This window comes from Lacrimispora sanguinis, from assembly GCF_044987295.1.
GTDB classification, from domain to species: Bacteria; Bacillota; Clostridia; order Lachnospirales; family Lachnospiraceae; genus Lacrimispora; species Lacrimispora celerecrescens_B.
This window is the reverse complement of sequence record NZ_CP173277.1, coordinates 2,547,740-2,574,702: the sequence shown is the minus strand read 5'-3', so window position 1 is coordinate 2,574,702 and position 26,963 is coordinate 2,547,740. Positions and strand designations below refer to the sequence as shown.

General features: G+C 46.4%; 13 protein-coding genes. 11 read left to right on the top strand and 2 right to left on the bottom strand.

What is annotated here, in order from left to right:
• Positions 1-6 precede the first annotated feature (6 nt).
• The 7 genes from ACHZES_RS12000 to ACHZES_RS11970 all read left to right on the top strand — a co-directional run bounded on the left by ACHZES_RS12000 (position 7) and on the right by ACHZES_RS11970 (position 8,497).
• The gene (locus ACHZES_RS12000; protein ID WP_038278211.1) at positions 7-2,496 is read left to right on the top strand and encodes a hypothetical protein; all 2,490 of its coding nucleotides are present in this window, start codon (positions 7-9) and stop codon (positions 2,494-2,496) included.
• Complete coding sequence (locus ACHZES_RS11995; protein ID WP_038278342.1) at positions 2,496-3,458, top strand: ABC transporter ATP-binding protein; 963 nt, start codon at positions 2,496-2,498, stop codon at positions 3,456-3,458. The genes ACHZES_RS12000 and ACHZES_RS11995 overlap by 1 nt, the downstream gene beginning before the upstream one ends.
• The gene (locus tag ACHZES_RS11990) at positions 3,436-4,350 is read left to right on the top strand and encodes an ABC transporter permease (protein WP_395548974.1); all 915 of its coding nucleotides are present in this window, start codon (positions 3,436-3,438) and stop codon (positions 4,348-4,350) included. The genes ACHZES_RS11995 and ACHZES_RS11990 overlap by 23 nt, the downstream gene beginning before the upstream one ends.
• A 12-nt stretch (positions 4,351-4,362) precedes the next feature.
• On the top strand, positions 4,363-5,190 hold the full coding sequence (locus ACHZES_RS11985; RefSeq protein ID WP_395548973.1) for a deoxyribonuclease IV: 828 nt from the start codon (positions 4,363-4,365) through the stop codon (positions 5,188-5,190).
• Between the two features lie 168 nt (positions 5,191-5,358).
• Positions 5,359-6,546 carry an SPFH domain-containing protein gene (locus ACHZES_RS11980; RefSeq protein WP_038278216.1) on the top strand — a complete coding sequence of 396 codons (1,188 nt, stop codon included), beginning with the start codon at positions 5,359-5,361 and terminating at the stop codon, positions 6,544-6,546.
• Complete coding sequence (locus ACHZES_RS11975; RefSeq protein WP_395548972.1) at positions 6,543-7,586, top strand: TFIIB-type zinc ribbon-containing protein; 1,044 nt, start codon at positions 6,543-6,545, stop codon at positions 7,584-7,586. Before ACHZES_RS11980 ends, ACHZES_RS11975 begins: the two co-directional genes overlap by 4 nt.
• Complete coding sequence (locus tag ACHZES_RS11970) at positions 7,583-8,497, top strand: TPM domain-containing protein (RefSeq protein WP_395548971.1); 915 nt, start codon at positions 7,583-7,585, stop codon at positions 8,495-8,497. Before ACHZES_RS11975 ends, ACHZES_RS11970 begins: the two co-directional genes overlap by 4 nt.
• A gap of 440 nt (positions 8,498-8,937) precedes the next feature.
• Here the strand turns inward: ACHZES_RS11970 and sfsA are convergent, their stop codons facing one another.
• Positions 8,938-9,738, bottom strand: a complete 801-nt coding sequence (sfsA, locus tag ACHZES_RS11965; protein ID WP_395548970.1) for a DNA/RNA nuclease SfsA — start codon at positions 9,736-9,738, stop codon at positions 8,938-8,940.
• Between the two features lie 212 nt (positions 9,739-9,950).
• On the opposite strand from sfsA, the gene thrC reads away from it, so the two are divergent.
• The gene (gene thrC / locus ACHZES_RS11960) at positions 9,951-11,435 is read left to right on the top strand and encodes a threonine synthase (RefSeq protein ID WP_038278222.1); all 1,485 of its coding nucleotides are present in this window, start codon (positions 9,951-9,953) and stop codon (positions 11,433-11,435) included.
• On the opposite strand, the gene ACHZES_RS11955 is transcribed toward thrC, so the two are convergent.
• Entirely contained in the window at positions 11,432-12,841 is a 1,410-nt protein-coding gene (locus ACHZES_RS11955; protein ID WP_084719483.1) for an MATE family efflux transporter, read from the bottom strand. The two genes, thrC and ACHZES_RS11955, sit on opposite strands and share 4 nt — an antisense overlap.
• A gap of 178 nt (positions 12,842-13,019) precedes the next feature.
• Here ACHZES_RS11955 and fba point away from each other — a divergent pair, with 178 nt between their 5' ends.
• From fba to ACHZES_RS11940, 3 genes are all read left to right on the top strand, one after another.
• A complete protein-coding gene (gene fba / locus ACHZES_RS11950) occupies positions 13,020-13,883 on the top strand; it encodes a class II fructose-1,6-bisphosphate aldolase (RefSeq protein ID WP_395548969.1) in 864 nt (287 codons plus the stop codon).
• A 179-nt stretch (positions 13,884-14,062) separates the two neighbouring features.
• A complete protein-coding gene (locus ACHZES_RS11945) occupies positions 14,063-16,180 on the top strand; it encodes a glutamine synthetase III (protein WP_038278226.1) in 2,118 nt (705 codons plus the stop codon).
• Positions 16,181-16,384: 204 nt separating this feature from the next.
• Entirely contained in the window at positions 16,385-26,911 is a 10,527-nt protein-coding gene (locus ACHZES_RS11940; protein ID WP_395548968.1) for a DUF6531 domain-containing protein, read from the top strand.
• The last annotated feature ends 52 nt before the right edge of the window (positions 26,912-26,963 follow it).

Here is a 26,963-nt window from a genome sequence, read left to right as displayed (position 1 = left end):
CAGAGAATGAAATTCAGAAAGATATCCCTGATTTGTGCCATGGTGCTCACCATAGCAGGCAGCGTAATGCTGCCTGCTTTCGGTATGGCATATGAAACACCGGTTGGAATGGAGGCAGGAGATTCCTTTGCAGATGGAAATTATGCGGCTTCTAATTCCGGGGTTTCCATGGATGTATCCTATGGCTATGAGGGAAATGCAAAAAGCGGACGTTACGTACCGGTAAACTTTTCATTAAAGAACCAGCTGGATTCCGAATTTCAGGGAACGGTTCAGGCGATTGCCATGGAATCGGATTATGACATTTACCAATACGAATACCCGGTTTCTTTAAAGGCCTATGAAGCCTCGGAGGAATCCTTAGATATTCCGGTGGGAAGGGCAGATGTTCTTTATGTGAAACTTCTGGACTCTCAGGGAGGAGAGCTGATCCGCAAACGTTTAAAAATGAATGTAACGGCCGATATTGCAGAACTGTTTGTTGGAGTTTTATCGGATGAGCCGGATACTCTGTCCTATATGGAAGGGGTGGGAGTGAATTACAGCTCTGTCAGGATCAAGACCTTTGAAATGGATACAGAAAAGATGCCGGATAATGTCATCGGGCTGGACCTTTTGGATGTGCTGGTCATAACGGATTACGATACCAAAAGGCTGTCCACAGACCAGGTATCTGCAATCTGGGAATGGGTGAAAGAGGGGGGAACTCTTCTTCTTGGAACCGGCAGCCGGGTGGATGACACCCTTTATGCCTTCCGGTCTGATATTCTGGAAGAGGATTATGCTCCTCCAACGGAAAAATCCGTGGACATGGGAGTGGAATATTCCACCAATGGCCCTGGAGATTCCTTCATGAATCTGGTTTGCGCAGATGTTTCCCTAAAAGGCGGAACCGGAGTGCTCTCCAATGATGAATTCCCGGTCCTTACTTCTGTTTCGAAGGGAAAAGGAAAGGTAGGCGTAGCTGCCTATGATTTTGTGGATATCGCTTCTTTCTGCCAGGTTCAGCGTTCCTATGTAGATAAGCTTTTCACGGCGCTTTTGGGAGAAACCAAGTTAAATGATCTATCATCATACCTTTACAGCGGCAATTCCGGCCAGTTCTGGTCTGTTCAGAATATGTTAAATACCGGAAACTTAGATAAGCTGCCGAATCTTGTTATTTATGCCATCGTGATTCTGGGATATATTGTACTGGTGGGCCCGGGACTGTACCTGTTCTTGAAAAAACAGGAGCGGAGAAGATATTACCGGACCGCGGTTGCTGTGGTTTCCCTTTCATTTGCGGCAATCGTATATTTAATGGGAATAGGAACCAGGTTTAAGGATACCTTTTTTACCTATGCGACCATTCTTGATACCACGGAAAACTATGTAGACGAATATACATATATCAACATGAGGACGCCTTATAATAAAGCATATACCATCGCCCTGGATCCGTCATACGATCTGCTTCCTATCACCAGAAGCAGCTCCTATGAGATGAAACCGGTTCCCAGATTCATGGGAAATGAAGACTATAAGGTGAATATATCCTATGGGGAAAAGGACACCAGGGTTTCGGTCCAGAATGCAGCCGCTTTTACCCCCAAATATTACTCCCTAAGGAAAAGGACCCCCAACACAGAACATAAGGGCCTTATCGGGGACATTACTCTGTTTGATGGAAACGTATATGGTACTGTAACCAATGAATATCCCTTCCAGGTAGAAAAGGTGGGGATCCTGATGTACGGGAAAATGGTGGTTATTGAAGAACTGCAGCCAGGAGAGACCATGAATCTTAACGGGCTTCCTGTCATCAATTATCCCATTAACAATTCCTTTCTGGTATCCGCCCGGGTAACGGGAGGCTATCAATATCCCAAAGCAGATATAGAGGATCCGGCTTACATGCTGGCTTTATCAAGAACCAACATTCTAAGCTTTTATCTTGATAAATATTCCTCATTCTATAATCCGGAGGCCAGGATCGTGGCTTTCAGCAAGGACCAGTCGGATAGCCAGTTTCTTGCCGGGGGAGATTATGAAACTTACGGCATGTCTATGTTTACATCGACGATTAATGTAAAGACAAAGAAAAATGGTGAGACTTCACGGTCTGCTCTCATGAAAACTCCTACTGTGGTAAGCGGGCAGTATTATGCGGATTCCAACGCCATTTATGGTGTGGATCCGGTGGCTTTGGAGTATTTTCTTGGAAATGATCTGGAGGTGGAAACGCTGACTTTTGAAAACCCCTCTGACGAGTTTTTAAACAGCGAAAGCTTTTACTACGCCACCCTCTTTAAAGGAAATATTTATTTCTATAATCACGATACAGGAAATTACGATGCCATGGACCCCAATAAGTCGGTTTATAGAGCCTGGGAGCTAACCTCTTATCTGTCTCCCGGCAACACGCTGACTGTAAAATATGTATGTGATAATACGTCTGAGAATAACTGGTATGTCACTCTGCCAATGTTAACTGTGGCAGGAAGGGATAAATGATGTTAGAGATTAAGGATTTACGGAAAAAGTTTGGAAAATTCCATGCCTTAAACGGCCTGGACCTACATATCCCCCAGGGATCTCTTTATGGCTTCGTAGGACCTAACGGAGCAGGAAAGACCACCACCATAAAGATTATGACAGGGCTACTTTTCGCCGACAGCGGCAAGGTGATGATCGACGGCACGGATGTGTCCGGGGGCTTAAATGAATTAAAGATGAAGATTGGATATGTGCCGGATTTTTTCGGAGTATATGATAATTTAAAAGTCAATGAATACATGGAGTTTTTTGCTTCCTGCTACGGGATCGACGGGCTTAAAGGCAGGACCCGGTATATGACTCTTTTGGAGCAGGTAGGGCTGGAGGATAAGGTGAACTTTTACGTTGACAGCTTATCAAGAGGAATGAAGCAGCGCCTCTGTCTGGCAAGGGCTCTGATCCACGATCCCCTTTTGCTGGTCCTTGATGAACCGACCTCAGGGCTGGATCCAAGAACCAGGTTTGAATTTAAGGAGATCCTAAAGGAATTAAAGGAGCAGGGAAAGACCATATTCATCAGTTCCCATGTGCTTTCCGAGCTTTCCGAGCTGTGTACGGACATTGGGGTTATTGACCAGGGAAAAATGATCTTAAGCGGCAGCATGGAGGAGATTCTTCGCAGGGTCAATGCTACCAATCCTCTGATCATCTCTGTTCTTGGAAATAAGGATAAGGCGCTGACCATCTTGAAAAGCCAGCCCTGCGTCCAGACCATAGCGGTGAAAGACGAGGACATCCGGGTGAATTTCATCGGAGATAATCAGGATGAGGCGCTTCTTTTGCAGCAGCTGGTGGATGCCGAGGTGCTGGTACATGGATTCTACAGGGAGCAGGGAAGTTTAGAGTCCCTGTTTATGCAGATTACGGATCATGATAAAGAAAAGGCGGTGCTTGTACATGAAATTGAATCCGGTTTATAAACGGGAGACAACGGTCAGCTCCAGAAGCTTCCGTCTGGCGCTGATCCTGGCGATTTTTAATACGATTCTGGCTTTGGTAGTTCTGCTTAATATGTATTCCGTTGTAGAAAGGGTAAAGCTGACGGCGGAGATCCAGTATTCTTCATTTACCAATTTGTATGTATTCGTGGCTGCAGTGGAATTTGTGATGCTGATGTTCATCATGCCGGCGCTGACCGCGGGAAGCATCAGCGGAGAGAGGGAACGGCAAACCCTTGACATTCTTCTTACCACGACCTTGAAGCCATGGGAGATTATATGGGGGAAGTTTACCTCTTCCTTTGGAACCATGTTCCTTATGATCATGTCCAGCTTTCCCCTTCTGTCCGTATCCTTTGTATATGGGGGCGTGATGATTCACGATGTATTTATTCTGCTTTTGTGCTATCTGGCCGTGGCCCTTCTCTGCGGAAGTATGGGAATTTGTTTTTCCACCCTGTTTAAGCGGTCTACCATCGCCACAGTAGTAAGCTATGGAGTGCTGGTCCTCATTGGCGCTGGCACCTATGCGATCAATGTCTTTGCCCTTTCCATGGCCCGGATGAACATAAAAAGCACTTATGTCATGTCCGTGGGAGGCATGGCTGACCAGACCAATTCCGGCGCATGCTTGTATCTGCTTCTGCTAAACCCGGTGGCGACCTTTTATGCTATGATCAATGGACAGACAGGGGATAGTCAGGTGATAAGGAGTTTGAACAGCTGGTTCGGTCCTCATCCGGATAACTTTATCATGGAAAACTGGGTGGTCTTAAGCATCTTTATCCAGCTGGCCATGGCTGCCATATTCATGTTCATCGCCGTAAAGGCCATCAGCCCGTCAAAAGGGAAAAAGATAAGAAAAATAAAATAACAGGAGAATTTTATGCTTACAATCGGATGTCACCTCTCTTCCTCAAAAGGCTATTTTGCCATGGGGAAGGAGGCTGTAAAGATTGATGCCAACACCTTTCAGTTTTTTACAAGAAACCCCAGGGGAACCAAGGCTAAGGCTATGAACCCTGAGGATGTGAACCGCTATCTGGACTTTGCCAGGGAGCATGGGATTAAACAGATTCTGGCACATGCGCCCTACACCTTAAATGCATGTTCTGCGGATGAAGGGCTTCGGACCCTCGCCAGAGATACCATGAAGGATGATTTAGAACGGATGGAATACACTCCCGGAAACTGCTACAATTTCCACCCAGGAAGCCATGTGGGGCAGGGGGCAGAGGATGGAATCCGTTATATTTCAGATATGTTAAATCAGGTTCTGACACCGGAGCTTCATACCACCGTTCTTTTAGAAACCATGTCCGGCAAGGGCAGTGAGGTAGGACGGGAATTTGAAGAGTTACGGGAGATTCTGGATCGGGTAGAGCAAAAGGACCATATGGGAATCTGCCTGGATACGTGCCACGTATGGGATGCCGGCTACGATATTGCTGGTGATCTGGACGGAGTTTTAAACCGGTTTGACCGGATTATCGGGCTGGATAAATTGAAGGCAATCCATTTAAATGACAGCCAGAATCCTCTGGGGGCCCATAAGGACCGCCATGCAAAGATCGGAGAAGGCTATATCGGATTTGATGCTTTAAAGCGGATCACGGTTCACCCGGCTTTAAGGGACCTTCCATTTTATCTGGAGACGCCCAATGACCTTTCTGGGTATGCCAAAGAAATTGCGATGATGAGAGAAATTGTATAGCCAGCCGAATAATGGTATAGTATAATGAGCGAAAGAGAGTGAAGATGAGTTCACTCATCGGCACGAACGGCGAATGACGATCAGGAACCGCAGGTTCCTGATATAATGAGCGAAAGAGAGTGAAGATGAGTTCACTCTTCGAATAAAAACCGTTAAGGAGGAAATGATATGGGAATTGTTAAGGCACTTACTACCGCAGTAGGAGGCTCACTGGCAGACCAGTGGCTTGAGGTAATAGAAGCAGGCAGTATGGGAGACCAGACCGTATTCACCAGCGGAGTGAAGATCCGAAAAGGGTCCAATACCAAGAGCACAGAATATACGGTATCTGATGGTTCCGTCATTCATGTTTACCCTAATCAGTTCATGATTTTGGTCGATGGCGGAAAGGTGATCGATTATACAGGAGAACCGGGCTATTTCACCGTGAAAAATTCTTCCCTTCCCTCCCTCTTTAATGGTCAGTTTGATGAGGCCATAAAGGAATCCTTTGACCGGATTCGATTCGGTGGCCAGACACCCACTTCCCAGAAGGTGTATTTCATCAACTTACAGGAGATTAAAGGGATAAAGTTTGGTACCCCCAATCCTATTAACTATTTTGACCAGTTTTATAATGCGGAATTGTTTTTGCGTGCCCACGGAACGTATTCCATCAAGGTAACAGATCCTCTGTTGTTCTATGGGGAAGCCATACCGAAGAATGCTTCCAGGGTTGAGGTAGATGATATCAACGCCCAGTATTTATCTGAATTTTTAGAGGCTCTACAGTCATCCATCAACCAGATGTCCGCAGATGGCATCCGAATCTCTTACGTAGCTTCAAAAGGAAGAGAGCTGGGACAGTATATGGCGGGTGTCCTTGACGACCAGTGGAAGGATCAGAGGGGAATTGAGATTCAGTCTGTCGGAATCGCCAGCATATCCTATGATGAGGAATCAAAGAAGCTGATCCAGATGCGCAACCAGGGTGCCATGCTGAGCGATCCTGGTGTCAGGGAAGGTTATGTGCAGGGAGCGGTGGCCAGAGGCCTTGAATCGGCAGGAAGCAATGCCAATGGCTCCATGGCAGGATTTATGGGCATGAACATGGGAATGAATACTGGCGGCGGCTTTATGGGAGCTGCTTCCAATGCTAATTATCAGCAGATGCAGATGAACCGGGCCCAGCAGCAAAATTCCATGGAACAGACCATGGCAGCTGAAAGCCCATGGACCTGCACCTGCGGAAGTGTGAATACAGGAAAGTTCTGCCCGGAATGCGGAAATCCAAAGCCGGCAGGAACATGGACCTGTGAATGTAAAACTGTAAACAATGGCAGATTTTGTTCGGAGTGTGGAAAACCAAGACCATGAGTGAGATCATAAGCTATAAATGTCCAAATTGCGGCGGGCCGCTTATCTTTGATCCGAAAAAGCAGAAATATGCCTGTGAATACTGCTTATCAGAGTTTAACCAGAAAGAAACAGAGAGCGGGAAGCCGGAAGAACCTAAAGCGTCAAAGGCCAAAAAACAGGGCGGAGAGCCTGTACTTTATACCTGCCCAAGCTGCGGTGCCGAGATCGTAACCGATGGGACCACTGCAGCGACCTTCTGCTACTATTGCCATAACCCGGTGATCTTATCGGGAAGGCTTTCCGGGGAATTCCATCCGGATTATGTAATTCCGTTTGCAATGGAAAAGAAGAAGGCCGTGGAAATCTTTGAGCAATGGATGAAAAAGAAGCGGTTTGTCCCAAAGGCTTTTTACAGTGAAGACCAGATCGAGAAGATTTCCGGCGTATATTTTCCTTATATGCTTTACAGCTGTCTTGCGGAGGGAAGCCTAAATGCAAAGGCGGACCGTTTGCGGGTCTGGGTAAGCGGCGACCGCCGCTATACGGAAACCCAGACCTATGATGTTCGCAGGGAAGGAGCTATGCCTGTAAAATTCGTGCCCCGCAATGCCCTCAAAAAGTCCAACCGGGAACTGGTGGAGGGCGTGCTGCCTTTTGAAACAGAGAAAATGAAGCCCTTTTCCATGGGCTATCTTTCTGGCTTTGTGGCAGAACGGCGGGACATGGGAGAGCAGGAGTTCTCTGAGGATGTAAAGTCAGAGGTGCGCAAGTTTGCCGAGGAGTCCTTAAAAAACAGTATTACCTCCTATGATTCTGTAAGAGTTCAGAATCAGTCCATCCGCCTGGAGGAAGAAAGATGGGAGTATGCTCTTTTGCCTGTGTGGACCCTTACCTACCACGACGGGGCAAAGGACCAGATGTATTATTTTACAGTGAACGGGCAGACCGGAAAGGTATGCGGCAAGCTTCCTGTGGACCGGAACAAACTGATGCTTCTGTTTGTGGAAATATTCCTGCCTGTATTTCTTGCCATGCTGATTGTGGGGTATCTGATATGATGAAAACAAAGGGACTATTCCTTCGGATATGCCGGGTAACCGTTTTATTGCCCATGATTCTTCTGTTTCTGATCGTTTCTTCCAGTGGTATGAAAGCTTATGCCGAATACAAAAGCACGGCAGACGTATCAGGGGAAGAGCGGGTATTTGATGAAGCGGGGTTATTTTCCCAGGAAGAAATAGAAGCATTAGAAACTCAGATCCAGACGATGAGAAAAGAAATGAATATGGATGTGGTGATTACAACCACAGACCATGCAGGTGGAAAGTCGGCCGGACAATATGCGGAGGATTTCTACATAAGAGGAGCCTATGGAGTTGGAAAAGATTACAGCGGCGTATTGTTCCTGATAGACATGGATAACCGGGAGCTTTACATCCTTCCTGTAGGAAAGATGAACCGCTTTTTAACCGATAAACGTTGGAATTCCATTTTAGATTCTGCCTATGACAAAGTTAGCACTCAGAATTACAGTGCCTGCGCTTATAGCTTTCTGGACGGTGTAACCCAATATTACAGGGCCGGAATTCCCGGAGGGCAGTATAATTATGATAAAGAGACAGGAAAAATAAGTGTATACCGCAGCATCCGGTGGTATGAGGCAGCGCTGGCTGCTCTCATTGGGCTTATAGCAGCGGCAGCAGCCTGTGGAGGAGTAACCAGCCGGTATTCCATGAAAAAGGAGAGAGGCTGGGCCAGGAGCTCACTGATGGCCTATCGTGCTAACAGTCAGTTCCGGTATTCGGACCAGTTTGACCATCTGGTGAACAAAACCGTGACCTATATGATCATTCCGCGGAATCAGGGGAATGTAGGCGGGGGCGGTGGCGGAGGTTTTTCCTCCGGCGGCAGGAGTACTACCCATACCTCCTCTGGACGCACCATGGGAGGCGGAGGGCGGAAGTTTTAAATTAATAATTTTACTGAAAAATATACACAAAGGATACTGTATGCCGTATATAAAATGAAAGCTTCATGATTATATGTAAATTCCACACAAGAATATGGTCGAATTGATTGCTATTAGACTTGACATTTTACTGTAAAAAGTATATTATGATAGTAGCTAAAGTTGGTTAAATATACAGTTTGCACCAAAAGAGCGAACCCCTGGAGACGGCCATCTCCAGGGGTTCTTTTTGGTTAGCTGTTGCTTTCATTTCGGTCTAGCCATTTGCGTATGTAATGGCTAATTACATTCGCCATAACCGAAATTATCAAGTTGGTTAAATATTTCAAAGCTGCACCTCCCTTCCGCTGGAAGGTTTCAACAGCATGTTTATTATATTGTAAAATAAATTTCCAGCGGAATTTGTTTAAATCAGGAGAACTATGAAGCTTCCTCACTTATCACGTCAGATAAACCGGGATGGGCATGTCCAAGGAAAGGGAATCCTCCTTAACGACACAGTCATATGCTAAAATATGGACCCCGGCTTCCTTCGCCCTTTTTAACGCTTCTGCAAATTCCGGATGCGTCTTTCTATTTGGCGTAAATGCTTCCATCTCTTTCATCTGGATGACAAACAGGATGTAAGCCTCATATCCCTCCTTGTGAGCATTGATTAGCTCCTCCATGTGTTTTACACCCCGTATCGTCGGCGCATCAGGAAACATGGCAAGACCGTTTTCTTCCAGGGTGACACCTTTAACCTCCATGAATGCAGGCAGTTTCTCTCCGTTCTTTTCCCGTCCTCCCGGCAGCACCGCCTGAAAAGCCAGATCGAACCGTGACTGGTCGTAGGTGACTTCCCGTTTGATGTCTTTTATGACCGGTGTGAGATGGGAAGGCGTATCCACGGTCTGAGGAAAAGGCAGGGGAGGATTTTCCCGGATGGATTGCAGCCATTCGTAAGCCACCTGGTTGGGGGCCTGGGAATCCATATTGATAAGGAGCGGCCCACCCCTTTCCCGTTCTTTATATACGCCGATCAAAGAATATTCTGTTTTTCTGCCAAGAGCCGCGGACTCCGGATGAAACTGCACCAGCACCTTGACGCCGGGGATTAGTAACTCCCGGCAGCGTCCTGTATTTTTAACGTGACAGATCACTTCCACTTCCCCATGCCCCTCTTTTGAAATCAGGACGTGGGCAATAAAACGGTTGGGGCGGCTTACAAAGGTCCCTGTCAGCATGTGTTCGTATCTCAATGAAGCTGTCTCTCCTTTCTGTATCTATGATTGTATCTTACCATATTGAGCATAAAAATGGAACCCTTGTGTCTCTGTGACGGACACATCTGTCCGTTATGTGAAAACTTTTTTGAGCTTTTTTCTTGCACCGTCAAAGAAATTGTGCTACAATGCTGGCAAGGTTTTTGATCCATTGACATTATGAGAGAGCAGGAAAGGAAAAAAATACCATGGAAATATCCTATCAAAGTACCAGAGGCGGCGAGGCCGGTGTGACGGCTTCCCAGGCGATCTTAAAGGGCCTGGCAGCAGACGGCGGGCTGTTTATGCCAAGTTTTATCCCAAAGCTTGACAAATCCATGAAAGAGTTGTCGGCGATGACATACCAGGAAACAGCCTATGAGGTTATGAAACTGTACCTTACGGATTACAGTTCCCAGGAGTTAAAGAGCTGTATTGAGCAGGCTTATGACAGCAAATTCGATACAGAGGAAATCGCTCCCCTTGCCAAGGCTGACGGAGCTTATTATCTGGAATTATACCATGGAAGCACCATTGCATTTAAGGATATGGCGCTTTCCATTCTTCCTCATCTGATGACCGTTGCGGCAAAAAAGAATCAGGTGAAAAATAAAATTGTGATTCTTACCGCTACCTCCGGCGATACAGGTAAGGCTGCTATGGCTGGTTTTGCCGATGTGGAGGGAACGGAAATCATTGTATTTTATCCTAAGGATGGCGTGAGCCGCGTCCAGGAACTTCAGATGGTTACTCAGAAAGGGGAAAATACCCATGTGGCCGCCATTCATGGAAACTTTGACGATGCTCAAACAGGGGTCAAAAAGATATTTGGAGATAAGGAATTTGCCCGCATGCTTGATGAAAAGGGATTCCAGCTGTCTTCAGCAAACTCCATTAACATCGGTAGATTGGTTCCCCAAGTGGTATATTATGTCTATGCCTATGCAAAACTCCTTTCTTGTGAAGAGATTTCTGACGGAGAAGAAATTAATGTTACCGTACCTACGGGAAACTTTGGAAACATTCTGGCCGCCTATTTGGCAAAGCAGATGGGTGTTCCCATTAAGACCCTTATCTGCGCCTCCAATGAAAATAAGGTTCTGTATGATTTCTTCCAGACCGGAACTTATGACAGGAACCGGGATTTTATTCTCACCAGTTCTCCGTCCATGGATATTTTAATATCCAGCAACTTAGAGCGCTTGGTTTATTTAAGCGCCGGTTGTGATGCAGAAGCAAATGGTGCTCTTATGAAAGAACTTGGTGATAAAGGCAGCTATACGGTAACCGCCGGTATGAAGCACTTTATGGAAGATTTCATGGGAGGTTTTGCAGGAGAAGAGGAAACCAGGGCAGCCATTAGGAAGGTTTTTGAAGATACCGGATATCTGATCGATCCCCATACCGGTGTGGCCGCATGCGTATATGACCAATACAAGGCTGAGACAAGGGATCAGACAAAAAATATCATTGCCTCCACGGCAAGCCCATATAAGTTTGCAGGAAGCGTTCTGGAAGCTATTGAAGGAGAACAGGAGGAGCCGGATGAATTCCGGATCATCGATCATCTGGAAAAGGTATCCAGAGTCCCGGTTCCTCAGGCAGTTGAAGAAATCCGCACCGCACCTGTACGTCATGATACAGTGTGCGATGCGGATAAGATGAAGGAAGCAGTTGTTAGCTTTTTAAGCTAACGGATGTTCCGGTTGGCATACCGGCACCATTTTCCGCTTAAGACGCGGGTGGAGAAGAAGATGGCGCGTACCAGCCAGTCGATGGTCATGGCGATCCAGATCCCCATAAGTCCAAGGCCGAAATAAAGGCTTAATACGTAGGCCATGACAATCCGGCAGATCCACATGGAACAGATGGAAACTGTCATGGTAAAACGGACATCATTGGCGGCGCGCAGGCCGTTGGTCAGACAGAAGGACAGGGGATGGATTATCATGCAGCAGATGCTGTGGTAAAGCATCAGCTTATACGCAAGGGCGCTGGTCTCACCCGACAGATGAAACAGGCTGCATATGGGATTTAAAAACGGTATGATGGAAAGGTTTAAAATCCATAGACAGATGTATGCCGTTTTTAAAAGCTTTCCCATATATTTGCGGGCCTGTTTCAGTTCCCCTGCCCCCACGCACTGCCCCACAACGGTTACCAGGGCAATGCCTATGGCACTGGCGGGGATGGTTTCCAGGCCACAGATGGTGCTTGCTACCGCATTAGCAGCAATGGCCATGGTACCGAAGCTTGCGGTCAGACTGGAAAGCAATAATTTACCAAGCTGGAAAATGCTGTTTTCTAAGCCGTTTGGTATGCCGATGTAGAGGATCTGACGCAGCATCCTCTTGTCCACGCGAAGACGGAATTCAACAGGGAAATGACTCTGTTTTTTAAGAAGAACCAGCATCACCACTGCGGACAGGATCCTGGAAAACAGGGTGGAAAGCCCGGCTCCAGCCACGCCCATTTGAAATACGTAAATTAACAGGAAATTTCCTGCGATGTTGCAGAGGTTGGCACCCAGGGAGACCTGCATGGATACCTTGGAGTTTCCGGCTGTCCTGAAAAGGGCTGCACTGCTGTTATAAAATGCCAGAAACGGATAGGAGAGAGAGGATATGTAGAAATAAATCCTTCCATTGTGCATGACCTCCTGGCCGATGTCTCCGTATATAAGCCTTAGAAGCGGCCCGTTAAAGATAATGGTAATTGCCATAATAGCCATGGAAAGTCCGCCGACGGCCAGGAATAGCTGACCGGAAGCCTTGGCAACATTTTTATCATCCTTCCGTCCAATGTACTGGGCCGTCACTACGGAACCTCCCGCAGCCATCGCCCCGAATAATCCAATCAGGAGGACATTTATGGTATCCACGATGGATATGCCCGATACGGCTTCCTCGCCGCAGGAGGCTACCATGATGATATCAGCCATTCCCATAAATACAGCCAGGATCTGCTCTATAACTAAGGGGAAAATCAACTGGCGCAGCTGTTTGCCTGAGAATAGATCCATCCCTTCCTGGCGTTCCTGCATTTCTGTGGTTTCAGAGTTCTGTCGGCGGAAAATGCCTTGCCATATCTTTCGTTTCATAAAAATTCTCCTATTATGTATTTAGAACCTGTCCCCATTATAAGGCATAGCGATCATAAAAGCAAAATGTAACTTTGTTATAAAAAAGACAATCTGGAAAAATTATTCTTTCCAAATATGTTAAGATGGTATATAATAATATAGAGCAAGAGAAAAATAACAAATGGAGGTTTGTGATATGTTAGTTTCAGCAAAAGATATGCTTGAAAAAGCAAGAGACGGAAAGTACGCAGTTGGACAGTTCAACATCAACAACCTTGAGTGGACGAAAGCTGTTTTACAGACAGCCGAAGAACTGAAATCCCCGGTTATCCTGGGTGTATCCGAAGGCGCTGGTAAATACATGACAGGCTATAAGACCGTAGCAGCTATGGTGAAAGCCATGATCGAAGAATTAAACATTACAGTTCCTGTAGCACTTCATCTGGATCATGGTTCTTATGACGGATGCTATAAGTGCATTGAAGCAGGATTTTCTTCCATTATGTTTGACGGTTCCCATTATCCTATCGCTGAGAACGTAGAAAAGACCACTGAGCTTGTGAAAGTCTGTGCAGAAAAAGGACTTTCCATTGAAGCAGAGGTTGGTTCTATCGGCGGCGAGGAAGATGGCGTTGTAGGTATGGGCGAATGTGCAGATCCTGATGAGTGCAAGCAGGTTGCAGACTTAGGCGTGACCATGCTGGCAGCAGGTATCGGTAACATTCACGGAAAATATCCGGCAAACTGGGCTGGTTTAAGTTTTGAGACCCTGGCAGCCATCAAGGAGAAAGTAGGCGACATGCCTTTAGTTCTTCACGGTGGGACAGGCATCCCGGAAGACCAGATCAAGAAGGCCATCAGCCTTGGCGTTGCAAAGATCAATGTGAATACAGAGTGCCAGCTTACCTTTGCAGAAGCAACCCGTAAGTACATTGAGGCAGGCAAGGATTTAGAAGGCAAGGGCTTTGATCCTCGTAAGCTTCTCTCTCCAGGTACAGAGGCAATTAAAGCAACTGTAAAAGAGAAGATGGAATTATTTGGCTCCGTTGGTAAAGCTTAAGGAAAATATTTTTCAAAAAAGTACTTGATTTTTTGGGAAAAATGGTTTAATTTAATTTAAGAACGATGGCGTTCTCCTTATACCGGGAGGACGCCTTTTCTGATTTATGCGCATATTCAGATCGCGAGGAGACTATAAAGGCAATTTGACTTATCAAAATATGGGAGGATGGAAAATTTATGAGCGAAGTTGTAAACGTAGCTGAGCTGTTTGGCAGGAATGTATTTAACGAAACCGTAATGAGAGAGCGCTTACCAAAATCTGTTTTCAAAAAGTTAAAGAAAACCATTGAGGATGGCGCAGTACTGGATCCATCGATTGCAGACGTCGTTTCACATGCCATGAAAGACTGGGCCATTGAAAGAGGTGCAACTCACTACACCCATTGGTTTCAGCCTCTTACCGGAATTACTGCCGAAAAACATGATTCCTTCATCTCCGCCCCTACATCGGAAGGAAAGGTAATTATGGAGTTTTCCGGGAAGGAACTGGTAAAGGGAGAGCCGGATGCTTCTTCTTTCCCGTCCGGAGGCTTAAGGGCGACTTTTGAAGCAAGAGGCTATACAGCCTGGGATTGCACTTCCCCAGCATTTTTAAGAGAAGATGCCATCGGTGTTACCCTCTGCATTCCCACCGCTTTCTGTTCTTATACAGGAGAAGCTCTTGACAAAAAAACACCTCTCTTAAGATCCATGGAAGCCGTCGACGAGCAGGCTTTAAGAATCTTAAGGTTATTCGGAAATACCACTTCAAAAAGGGTTACTCCTTCCGTTGGAGCCGAGCAGGAATATTTCCTGGTTGATCATGAAAAGTATTTGCAGAGAAAAGATTTAATCTATGCCGGACGCACCCTGTTTGGAGCAATGCCCCCAAAGGGACAGGAGCTGGAGGATCATTACTTTGGTTCCATCCGCGAGAGGATCGCGGCTTTTATGAAAGAAGTGAATGAAGAACTATGGAAGTTGGGTGTGCCTGCAAAAACCCAGCATAATGAAGTTGCTCCCGCCCAGCATGAACTGGCCCCCATCTATGAACAGGCAAACGTGGCAGTTGATCATAACCAATTAGTAATGGAAACCTTAAAAAAGGTGGCTGGTCGTCATGGATTGAATTGCCTGCTTCATGAAAAACCGTTTGCAGGGGTCAATGGTTCCGGTAAGCATAACAACTGGTCCTTAACCACTGACGATGGAATCAACCTGTTAAATCCAGGGGAAACACCCCATGAGAATATCCAGTTCCTGCTGGTACTGTCCTGTATCTTAAAGGCGGTTGACCGCCATGCGGATCTGCTCCGGGAATCTGCTGCCGATGTTGGAAATGACCACAGGCTTGGGGCAAATGAAGCACCGCCGGCCATTATCTCCATATTCATTGGTGAACAGCTGGAGGATGTAGTAGATCAGCTATGCAGCACCGGAGAGGCCACCCGTTCTAAGGCGGGCGGCACCTTGAAAACAGGAGTTAGAACCTTGCCTGATTTATTCAAGGATGCTACGGACAGAAACAGAACCTCCCCATTTGCATTTACCGGCAATAAGTTCGAGTTCCGAATGGTTGGTTCCTCTGATTCCATTTCTTCTCCCAATGTGGTTTTAAATACCATTGCTGCTGAGGCATTAAAAGAAGCGGCAGATGTTCTTGAGAAGGCGGCTGATTTTGATACGGCAGTCCATGATATGATCAAAGAACAGCTGGCTGCTCATAGAAGGATTATCTTCAACGGCAACGGCTACTCTCAGGCCTGGGTGGATGAGGCAGAAAGAAGAGGTCTTCCAAACCTTAAGTCAATGGTTGAGGCGATCCCTGCTCTTACCACAGATGCTTCGGTAAAGATGTTCGAGGAATTTAAGGTATTCACAAAGGCTGAGCTGGAATCCCGGGTTGAGATCGAATATGAGGCTTACAGCAAAGCCATTAACATTGAGGCCAGAACCATGATCGACATGGCCGGAAAACAGATCATACCTTCTGCAGTGAAGTATGCATCTCTGCTGGCTGATTCCCTGGGAAAAGTAAAAGCAGCGTGTCCGGTAGCCGATACCAGCGTTCAGGAAGAGCTTCTCATAGAGGTAAGCGCTTATCTTTCCGATATGAAGGTAGCCCTTGCCGCTCTATCAGATGCTGATGCGAAATGTTCGGCAATCGAAGGGAACAAAGAACGGGCAAATGCTTTCCGGAATGAGGTAGTACCTGCCATGGAAGCTCTCCGCGATCCTGCTGATAAGCTGGAAATGATCGTAGATAAAGAATTTTGGCCAATGCCAAGCTACGGAGATTTGATTTTTGAGGTGTAATGATTGTGGATATGAAAAGGGTGTCGTCCTGTGTGCAGGTCGGCACCCTTTTTATATTCGATATCCTTTTAGTATTTTTTGATAAATAGTATAAGATTAACGAAATTTAATACTATAGTCAATTAATTGATACAGTTTTTCTGACGATATATAAATGTATGCTCTATTTATACAATTATAGTCTCAGAAGGGGAAAACATGAGTATGATCAACAAAAGAAAACGATTAACGAAACAGATTATCAGCTACCTGCTGTGTATCAGCATGATAGCGCCTAACATGACACCGATTGTTTCATACGGAGCGGAGTACATTAACAATATGCCCAGGTATGTGGATTTCACAAGCCCGGATGCATTGACACTGGAAGAACTGGGGCTTGACCCGAAGGAGACAGAAACGGAGGAGACGGAAGACGGTACCGGTGAGACCGCTTCTACAGATTCTTCTGACGAAACCAACACGGTAGAAACGCCCGAAGTGGAAGAGAGCCACGAGGAAGAAATCAATCCGTCAGAAACCAATGCAGAGGAGACCAGCCCGTCAGAAACCGATGCAGAGGAGACCAGTCCGTCAGAAACCGTTGGGAAAGAAAGCGGTACAGAAGAAACCGGCAAATCAAATTCCGGGACGGAAGGGATCAAGGAAGAAGAGCAGGACGAGGCCAGAGAGCCAGAATTGTACTACGACTACGATCAGTACATCGACGAACCGGAGGGACAACTGGTACAGTTTAATGAGTCGTACCGTACCTACCGCACTGGAGAGGACCAGTATGTGACCGTTGCAGGGGGGTATTCCGGCTTGTACCAGGCTGAGAACGGGGTGATCGGGCAGATAGATAACAGCCTGACCGAAGCGGAAGAGGAGTACACAATAGGTACGCCCTCTAGTGCCCTTTTGCGCTCCAGGACCAAAACCGTTGCTGGTTATGGGAACAGCGCAGGAAGAAGCAGAGTATTATTTCCAGAAAAATTCTCCACAAGTCAGGGAGTCTCCATCGAAAGGGAGGAACACCGGGTTGAGCTCATCCCGTCAGGGGGAAGCTTTAAGAAGAGTGCTGTATCAGACAACACCATTCGCTACAGTGACGTGTACCCTGGCGTGGATTACCAGTACAGCCTGGTAGGAAACACCTTAAAGGAAGATATTATCCTGCTGGAAAAGACGGAAAGAAATCAATTCTCTTTTTCCATAAAAGCAGGGGGGCTAAATGCGGTCCAGGAGAAAAATACAATCATCCTTTACAGCGATAATAGAAGGCACCCGGAATTTATTCTGGAAGCACCTCTAATGATTGATTCAGATGGGAATACCAGCGAAGATCTGGTGATGAAACTAAGCGGAGTGGAAGGCAGCTACCGTGCCACCGTTACAGCAGATAAAAAATGGCTTCAGGATGAAGACCGAAGCTACCCGGTACGTATCGACCCTTCCGCAGTGAACATGGTTCCCAGCGAGTTTGTGCTGGTAAATGTGGCTGACGGCCAGCCCTCAAAGTTCCTGGGAAATATGGGACCAATGTATGCTGGATATAGGGAAGGCTTTGGCAATATGAGAACCTATGTTGCCATTAACGGAGACTGGACTCAGGTCATGGGTCAGGCAGTCTGTACCAAAGCAACGTTCCGTATCGGTACACAGACCGGAAACGGAGTAGGGAATACCCGGATTGAACTGCGCGCACCGGGGAAGGAATGGAATGCAACCACACTCACATGGAATCAGTTAAAAGAACCCCTTCCGGAACTGATTGATGTTCTGGATTCTCCCGGGCCTGATCAGACCCTGGAATATGATATAACAGCCATGATGCGGTCATGGATGACGGGAAGCAGACTGCAAGCCGGGTTAGAGCTTCAGGCGGCTAACGAGCCTAAGTCTGAAGCCCAGGCACCTCTCCGGATGCCAGCGGAGAGCTTTTACAACCGGGATAATGCGGCTATGGGACCGAGAATCGACATCTCCTGGGAAGGAGAACTATTAGGAGATTTGGCTTTATTAGACGTGGACGCCCTGACGGTACTAGTGAATCCGGCTGTTAAGGAAAGCGAATCCGGCGGCAGGACATCCATGGGTGTTCTGGCTCACGGTATCTCTCAGGCCGGATCAAAGGTAACGTGGGAACTCCGGGAGATGGATCATGAAGTGGCGAAAGATGAAGTAACGGCGGAAGATTCCTATACATCTCCTGATTTTTCAAAGGAAGTAGTATTTACTGAGGCCATTAACAGCCAGCCAAAGACAGGGAACTGGCAGAGTAAGGCTCTGGAAAAAGGGTTGATTTTAAAAACTGATACCATTTATCAAATAATGGCTGTGGCAGAAGGCGTGGTACTGGAAGAGGATCCAGAAACCGGAGAAATGGTGCCTGGTGTGGAAACAGCCACCAGTGGGGAGAAGCCCAGCGATGAATTCCTGCTCTATGAGGTGCAGGGTCTGGATCTATTAACCCGGATTGCCGATCATTACGGGGTGGAGGAGAAAATCATCCAGAAGGACAACCGTTTAAGCAATGGCCTGACTTTCTCCGGAGATCTCCTGTTTATTCGTAATCCGAAGCAAAATGCACCTTATACACCAAAGCCACTTACAGATGCAGAACAGATGATGATCGACATGCTATTAAACGGTATGGGAAAAGATTGCGTATTCGGTCACGAACCCATTAACATGAATACCGGTGATTTCTTTATGCAGCAGACGGACACAGAACTTGAAGAGCTGGGCGGAATCTTTGCATTCCAGAGAAGCTATAATTCAATTGCAGCCCACTTCCTTTCCGAGTTTGGAATCGGCTGGAGCAGCCCCTTTGGCCAGAGGCTGACGGTAAGATATAACGGAGATATCCTGTACCGGAAGGATGACGGCGGAGCCATTAACTTTGCAAAGAAATCCAATGGCAGCTATCAGGCGCCCGATGGTTATGATATGGTTCTTGCGGCAACAGATTCCATTGACTTAGAAACGGCAGATACTCCAAGTGATGATGAGGAAGAGGGATCACCGTCAGAAGCAAGTAACAAAACGTATGTCCGCAATTTCGCCTTTTCAGAAGTTGATCCGGATGGTATGACAGAAGAGGACGAAGAAGTAGAAGAAGACAGCAAAGTTCCGGAAGCAACGGCCTGGGAGCTTAAGAAATCAGATGGTACCGTGCTGACCTTTGATGCCAGAGGCCTCCTTCGTTATGTCACAGACAGGAAAGGGTACCGGACAGTCCTGCTCTATGACGAAAATGATGATGTACGCCAGATAAGGACACCTTCTGGGAAGCTCTTTGACTTGACAGCAGATGAATACCACCGCATCACCTCAGTCACCCTGCCAAACGGCGGTACAATCTCCTATGGATATGATGACAGCCACAACCTGATTTCCGTAACAGATCCGGAAGGTGGGGTACGCCGGTACGAGTATGATGACGCTCACCATATGACTGCATGGTATGATGAGAACGGAAGCCGCATCGTAGAGAACCGCTACGATAAGGATGGACGGGTTACCAACCAGACAGATGCTTTGGGAAATGCCGTCAGCCTAGCGTATGAGAACGGCTGTACGGTATCAACAGATAACCGGGGCAATGTTACCAAATATTATATGGACAGCAGGAGGCGGATATCCAGAATCGAATATCCGGATGGAAGCAGTGAGAGCACGACATATACAGAGGATAACCGTGTTGCGAAAAGGACAGATGAACGGGGTGCAACCACCTCTTATACTTATGATATGAACGGCAATCTCCTGACGGAAACCAGAGGTGATGGAAGTCAGGCCTCTTATACTTACAACGACTTAAACCTGCCCCTGACGGCAACAGATTATGAGGTAAACAGTACCACCTTCACATATGACAAAATAGGAAACCTGCTGTCTATGACAGATGGTGAGGGCAATACCGTTCATTATAACTATGATGAGTTAAACCGCATGGTATCCATGAAAGATGCCAATGGGGGAACACATAAGTTTGCCTATGATGGAGCCGTGGTTACTTCCATGACTGACGGCGGGGGCTACATTTGGACGTTTGCTTATGATGACATGAATAACGTCCTGGAAGTCACCGACCCACTGAGAAATACCAAGTCCTATGAGTATAACTTAAAGGGCTGGAAAATTTCTGAAACGGAGAAAGACGGCGGAACCACAAAATATGAGTTTGATGCCGCAGGAATGGTTTTATCCATCACGGATGCCATGGGTGAGGAGACCACCTTTACCTATGATAAGATGTACAACATCCTTTCTGGCCGCGACGCTCTGGGAAATACTCTGGATTATGTATACGATGAAAATTATAATAAGATTAAGGAAAGAGATGCCAAAGGAGGGGAAAACCATTACACCTACGACAGCAGGAACCGGCTGATAAAGACTACCGATGCCTTGGGACAGGATATTGCTTATGAGCTGGACGGGAAGGGGAACATTTTAAAAACCACGGATCGCCGGGGAAATACAAGGTCAACTCTATACCATAAGATTCTAAATTTACCTGTGCTCAAAAAGGATGCCCTTGGCAATGAAACATACTACAGCTATGACCGCAATGGGAATCTGAAAAAGGTCACTAATCCAGATGGAACATCCATATCCTACACGTATGACCGTGCCGGAAGAATGGTGTCCACTACAGCCCAGAACGGTTTGGTAACAAGGCTGTCCTATGACGGAAATGGAAATATCATCAGAATTACCGACGATGAGACCAGGGTGTACCGGTTTAAATACGACCCCAATAACCGAATCATAAGAGCAGAAGATCCCTTAGGCGGAATCACTCTCTACACTTACGATGGGGCAGGGAATCAAAAGAAAGTAACCGATGCCGAATCAAATACTACAGGGTATTCTTATGATGCAGTAGGACGCTTAAAAGAAGTCACAGATGCTTTAAATGGCACAGTGAAGGTAGCGTATAACTTAAGCGGTAATCCCTTAACAACTACGGACCAGAACGGAAACACCACCAGCTACCATTATGACGCCATCGGCCAGATGCTTGCAGAGGTTAATGCCGCAGGCTTTGTCACCGCCATGGAATACGATTCCCTGGGCAATGTGGAAAAGGTAACAGATGCCTTAAAGGGTGAGACAACCATCCAGGTGGATGCCTTAAGCCAAACCACAAAGATGCTTGACGCCATGGGCCATGAGTATGAATACACCTATGATGCAAACGGCAATGTGATCCGCATTCTTTACCCGGACGGAGACAGTGTGGTCATGGTTTATGACGTAAATGACCGGATGATAAAGAGTATTGATGAGGCAGATGTCATCACCTCCTACACCTATGATTCCATGGGCCGGATCACAGAGGCAAAAGACAATATCGGAAACACCATGACCTATGCCTACGATGAAAGCGGAAATCTGATAAAACAGATCGATACCATCGGAAGAAGCGCCATTTATGAATATGACAAATTCAACCACCTGGTATCCGTAACCGGTACGGACTTAGCAACCACCCGGTACGGCTACGATGCCTTAGACCGGCTCACAAAGGTGACGGATCCGGAAGGAAAACAGACCCTCTATGAGTATGATAAGGTGGGAAATCTGGTAAAAACCACAGAGCCGGGCGAGGCTGTTTACACTTATGCCTACGACGCCATCAACCGCCTGACGGGGAAGGTAAATCCCTTAGGAGCGGCCACCGCCTTCCAGTACGATAGGAAAGGGAACTTAACAAACACCGTAGATGGGGAGGGGGCAAAACAGGCTTACGTTTATGATGCCATAGACCGCTTAACCTCGTTTACCGATGGAAGAGGAAATGCTACAGTCTATGAGTACGATGCCCTCTCAAGACTCCTTTCCTATACCACACCGGAAGGAAGCAGACAGGAATACCGCTACGATGCTGACAATAATTTAACAAAGGCCAAGGATGCCAATGGCCTGATCACAGAATACCAGTATGATGTCATGGGAAATCTGGTAAAAGTCATTTCTCCCAAGGGGGCAGTGACCGCCTATGCCTATGATAAGCATGACGAGGTAACCAGAATCACAGACCCTGCTGGAAATGAGACGGCCTATGAGGTGGACTTAAATCGCCAGGTGCTTTCCAGACAGGAAAAGAACGGAGGAACGTACCACTACAGCTACGATGCCGTCCACCGGTTGACCGGAGTGAAGACTCCATTAGGCTTATCCCGTAGCTTTACCTATGATGTGGCTGATAACGTGATCACCGACACGGATACTTTAGGCCGTAACAGCACCTACACTTATGACATCATGCACCGCATGACAAAAGCCGTGGATGCCAAAGGCGGGGAAACGGTATTTGGCTACGATGTCCGGGGAAATAAAAACGCAGTCGCCAATCCCCTGGGCTACACCTGGAATTACCGGTATGATAAGCTGGATCAGTTAACTGCCAGCGTGGACCCGGAAGGAAAAGCAACAGAAGTGGTTTATAATCTGGTAGGGGAAATTTCTTCCGTGACAAAGCCCGGAGATAGAACAATCCGCTTTACCTATGATAAGAATTACAACCGGACTGCCGTTATCGATCCAAAAGGTTATATCTATGAAAATACCTATGATAAGGATAACCGCCTGACTGGAACCAAGGATCCGCTTTCCCAGTCTGAACAGTTCACCTACGATGCCGGAAGCCGTGTCACATCAGTAAAGGACAAGATGGGGCTGACGGAACGGTATGCCTATGACCCTCATGGCAATGTCTTAAGTGTCCGTGCAACGAACGGTCTGACGACTCAGTTTGCTTATGACATCCTGGATAACTTAATAAAAGTAACTCTGCCAAGCGGTCTCACCAGTACTTATACTTACGATGTGATGGGAAATGTCACCAGCGCTACGGATACCATGAAACGAACCACCACCTATACTTACGACTTAGAAGGCAACATGACTTCCCTAACGGATCAGGCTGGAAGAACCGAGCGTATGACTTACGATATAGGAGGCAGATTCACCAGCCACACCAGCAATGGCGGAAATAAAGTTTCTTATGATTACGACAAGCTGAATGCACTGGTGGAGAAATCCTATGAAGATGGGGAAGGAAAAGCTGTAGAGGAAGGTGTGATTTATGCTTACGACGCCTTAGGCCAGCGAGTCTCTATGATGGACTGCTCCGGAGAAAGTTCCTATAAGTACGATGGATTAGGGCGGATTACAAAGGTTACCACCGGTTCCGGAGAAGTGACCAGTTATGCCTATGACGGAAGCGACCGGTTAGAATCCATTACCTACCCGGATGGAAAGAAAGTAAGGTATGGGTATGATAAAAATGACAACTTAATCAAGGTTACGGATCGTACCGGAGCCGTGACCACCTATGTGTACGATGCCATCAACCGGGTAACGGAAATCCACCGTCCAAATGACGTAGGCACGTATAATACCTACAATGCAAGAAACCAGATCGTATCCATGAAGAACATCTGCGACACCTGCGGCTGGGTCGTCAGCCAGTATGATTATACCTACGACGACCGGGGCTTTATCATAGGCGAAGATGTAGTGGAATCTCTTTATGGTTATGCCTGGGATGACAAGCATGACGGAAAGCATGAGAACTGGCATGATGAGAACTATCCTCATGGAGACAAGCACAGGAACAAGCACGATAAAGATGGAATTTATAACTTCCAGATCATTGGGACAAAGAGGACCTTTGCGTATGATGATGATGGCAAGCTAATCAAAGCCACCGAAACCGAAGACCGCCAGGGAACCTATGTGTATGATTACAAGTACGATGACATGGGAAACCGCACCTTCTACGGCAAGAGCCGTAATGGAAAGGTGCAGGAAAGTGCAGAGTATACCTACAATGTTTCCAATCAGATGGTAAAGGCAAGGGAGTATGACGGCAAGCATTATAAAAACGTGGAATACACCTATGACGGTGATGGAAACCGTATCTTGCAGGAAGAAATTAAGCCCGATGGCGACCGAAAGGTAGAGCTCTCATATGATTACACAGTTGAGAACCGCTTAAAAGCAGTTTATAATAAAGATGGACTGTTGACCGCCATGGCCTATGACGGAGATGGAAACCGGATCTTCCAGTTAAACTACAACCTCCATACGGATGATGACTGGAAAGGGAATTCCGGAGGCGGAAATGGAAACAACAAGGACAACAAAGGAAGCGGAAGTAGTGGAGGCAGCGGAAGTAGTGGAAAGAATATAGTAGCTGGAATCAAAGACGTATTTACTTCCGTTGCTACCTTCTTTGCAGGAGGAGAACTCACAGCAGAACCATACCCTGCAGCGGAACCAAATCCCGCAACAGAACCAAACCCAACAGCAGATTCAAAGTCCCAGATACCGTCAGATGGAAACAAAAATACAGATAAAGACAATGACGGGAATGCAGTGAACAGTGGGAAAGGAACGTCCGAAGACGAAACTGACAACAATCAAGATAACAAAGGAAGCGGAAGCAGTGAAGCGAGTGATGCTGGCAAAAACAGTGTCGGATCTGAAAACAAGGACATATTTACTTCCATTGCCACCTTCTTTAAGAGTATCGTGGCTGGAATCAAGGGCGTATTTACTTCTATCGTTAGCTTCTTTAAGAGTGTTGTAGCTGGAATTAGGAACTTATTTACTTCCACCGCTGCAAGAGGGAAATCCACAACAGAACAAAAACCCACAGCAGAAACAAGCACCACGGAAGTACCAATACTCCAGGCACCGTCATATGGGAACGAAAATAAGGACGAAGGCAATGACGGGGATGCCGTGGACAGTGGGAAGGTAACTTCCGGAAGCGGAAGCAGCGAGACGAGTGAAGCTGGCAGAACGATTGCCGTAACTGGAAGAAATGACGGATTTACGACCAACGCCGCCTTCTTAACAGAAGGAGACCCCACAACAGAACCAAAACTCCAGGCATTATCAAATGGAAACAAAGATAAGGACAAAGGCAATGACGGGAATGATAAAAATAATGGGAAAGGAAACGGCAACGGGAAGGATAATCCTGGGAATGGAAATGGCAACAACGGGAACGGAAATGGCAACAACGGGAATGGAAATGGTAATAATGGGAATGGCAACAACGGTAATGGAAATAGCAATAACGGCAATTGGAATGGTAACAATGGAAATGGAAATGGCAACAACGGGAATGGCAACAACGGTAATGGCGGTTCCAATAATGGAAATGGAAATAATAACGGCAATGGAAGCGGTAATACCAACAACACAGGAGGAAGCCAGAACCAGAGCGGAATCTTATTCCCCATCGAAGGAGAAGTCAGCGATTTAGAAAAGGAGCTGATTGATCTTGTTAAGACCTCCGGAAAAGCTAAGGATTATGAATTGGTGGAATACGTCAATGATGTGAATCGGGAATATGCAGAGGTTCTGATGGAACTGAACATCAATGGCGAGATGGACACCGCCTACTCCTATGGAAACGAACGCTTGACTAATGAAAGATTTACCGGAAGGACAGGGTATTACACCTATGATCCAAGGGGTAGTGTTAGCGGAGTGACGGATAGTAAGGGAATGATTTGGCAGTCTTACCGCTACAGCCCGACCGGAGACATTGCTTTTGGAAAACCGCAGAACAACAATGTATACAGCTATAACGCGGAAAGTTACAATCCGAACCTGGAAACCCAGTATTTAAGAGCACGTTATTATGATGTGGAACGAGGAGACTTCTTAACGGAGGATACATACCTGGGACAGATCACAGATCCACTGTCCTTAAACCGATACAATTATGTAAAGGGCAGTGCGCCTAATTATGTAGACCCAAGCGGAATGTATTCGGTGCCAAAATCAGCAGCTGCCTATGATCCGAGGGAAGAAGATACATATGGAAACCAAAAGATAGGGAGTGAATACGCAGCAGTAGGTGTAAAATATGCGACTTCGAATGATATAGACCGTATGCAAGAGGAGGCAGTAGATAATCTTACCCGATTAATGAATCTTGCAAAGAATTCCAGTATGGCAAAAAATTGTCAGATATTTAACGCAGGAAAGCAATTAGGGATGTCATCTTTTTGGAAGTTCCTGGATAGAAGGACGGTAGGGAAAATATATGCATTGTTCGGAGATACCTCCCGTCATAATTATACGGATAAACAATTTTGGGAAGACATCGATATAATTTGGAAGAACATAATAGAAAAAACATATGGGCTAGGAACTCAAGATGCAAGTGAACTAAAAAAACTCCGTAAGATATATGAAACTGGGATTGACGTGGGATATATGATGGGGGTTACAACTCTCCTGTCATTTATCAGTTCTATAGGAGAACAAGCTGTTAGTGGCGGAGATTACAAAAGTGTCTTAGTAATGGATCAATATGGAAACACCTATTCCGTGATGGTTCCGCAGGCAGTGATTGAGGGCGGTATTTCAGGAGAATTGGGAGCTGGAGTAGCAATACTGGGAATGACTGGAGGTAAGGGGGGTTCTAAGGATAAAGTACCTCAAAAAGCTAAAGATGCTTTAGATAAAATTGATAAAAATCCTGAGGAATATCTTGAAGATTATTATGGAGGTATTGAATTCAAAAATAAACCTAATACAAAAGCAGGAGAAACTCCAATCCCTAATGATAACACTGCTACATACACAGAGTACGATATTAATCCGTATAAATATGGTAAGTCAAGAGGGACAGAAAGGGTCGTAACAGGATCAGATGGAAGTGCTTGGTACACTCCAGACCACTATAAAACATGGCAACAGATTAGATAATGTCTGATTGCGTCTATTTTAGAACCTGCGTCCATTTAGGATGCAGGTTCAG

Bases quoted from the DNA above. Each gene is read 5' to 3' on its own strand.
- ACHZES_RS12000 (WP_038278211.1), top strand. From the start codon at position 7: ATGAAATTCAGAAAGATATCCCTGATTTGTGCCATGGTGCTCACCATA.
- ACHZES_RS11995 (WP_038278342.1), top strand. From the start codon at position 2,496: ATGTTAGAGATTAAGGATTTACGGAAAAAGTTTGGAAAATTCCATGCC.
- ACHZES_RS11990 (WP_395548974.1), top strand. From the start codon at position 3,436: ATGAAATTGAATCCGGTTTATAAACGGGAGACAACGGTCAGCTCCAGA.
- ACHZES_RS11985 (WP_395548973.1), top strand. From the start codon at position 4,363: ATGCTTACAATCGGATGTCACCTCTCTTCCTCAAAAGGCTATTTTGCC.
- ACHZES_RS11980 (WP_038278216.1), top strand. From the start codon at position 5,359: ATGGGAATTGTTAAGGCACTTACTACCGCAGTAGGAGGCTCACTGGCA.
- ACHZES_RS11975 (WP_395548972.1), top strand. From the start codon at position 6,543: ATGAGTGAGATCATAAGCTATAAATGTCCAAATTGCGGCGGGCCGCTT.
- ACHZES_RS11970 (WP_395548971.1), top strand. From the start codon at position 7,583: ATGATGAAAACAAAGGGACTATTCCTTCGGATATGCCGGGTAACCGTT.
- thrC (WP_038278222.1), top strand. From the start codon at position 9,951: ATGGAAATATCCTATCAAAGTACCAGAGGCGGCGAGGCCGGTGTGACG.
- ACHZES_RS11955 (WP_084719483.1), bottom strand. From the start codon at position 12,841: ATGAAACGAAAGATATGGCAAGGCATTTTCCGCCGACAGAACTCTGAA.
- fba (WP_395548969.1), top strand. From the start codon at position 13,020: ATGTTAGTTTCAGCAAAAGATATGCTTGAAAAAGCAAGAGACGGAAAG.
- ACHZES_RS11945 (WP_038278226.1), top strand. From the start codon at position 14,063: ATGAGCGAAGTTGTAAACGTAGCTGAGCTGTTTGGCAGGAATGTATTT.
- ACHZES_RS11940 (WP_395548968.1), top strand. From the start codon at position 16,385: ATGATCAACAAAAGAAAACGATTAACGAAACAGATTATCAGCTACCTG.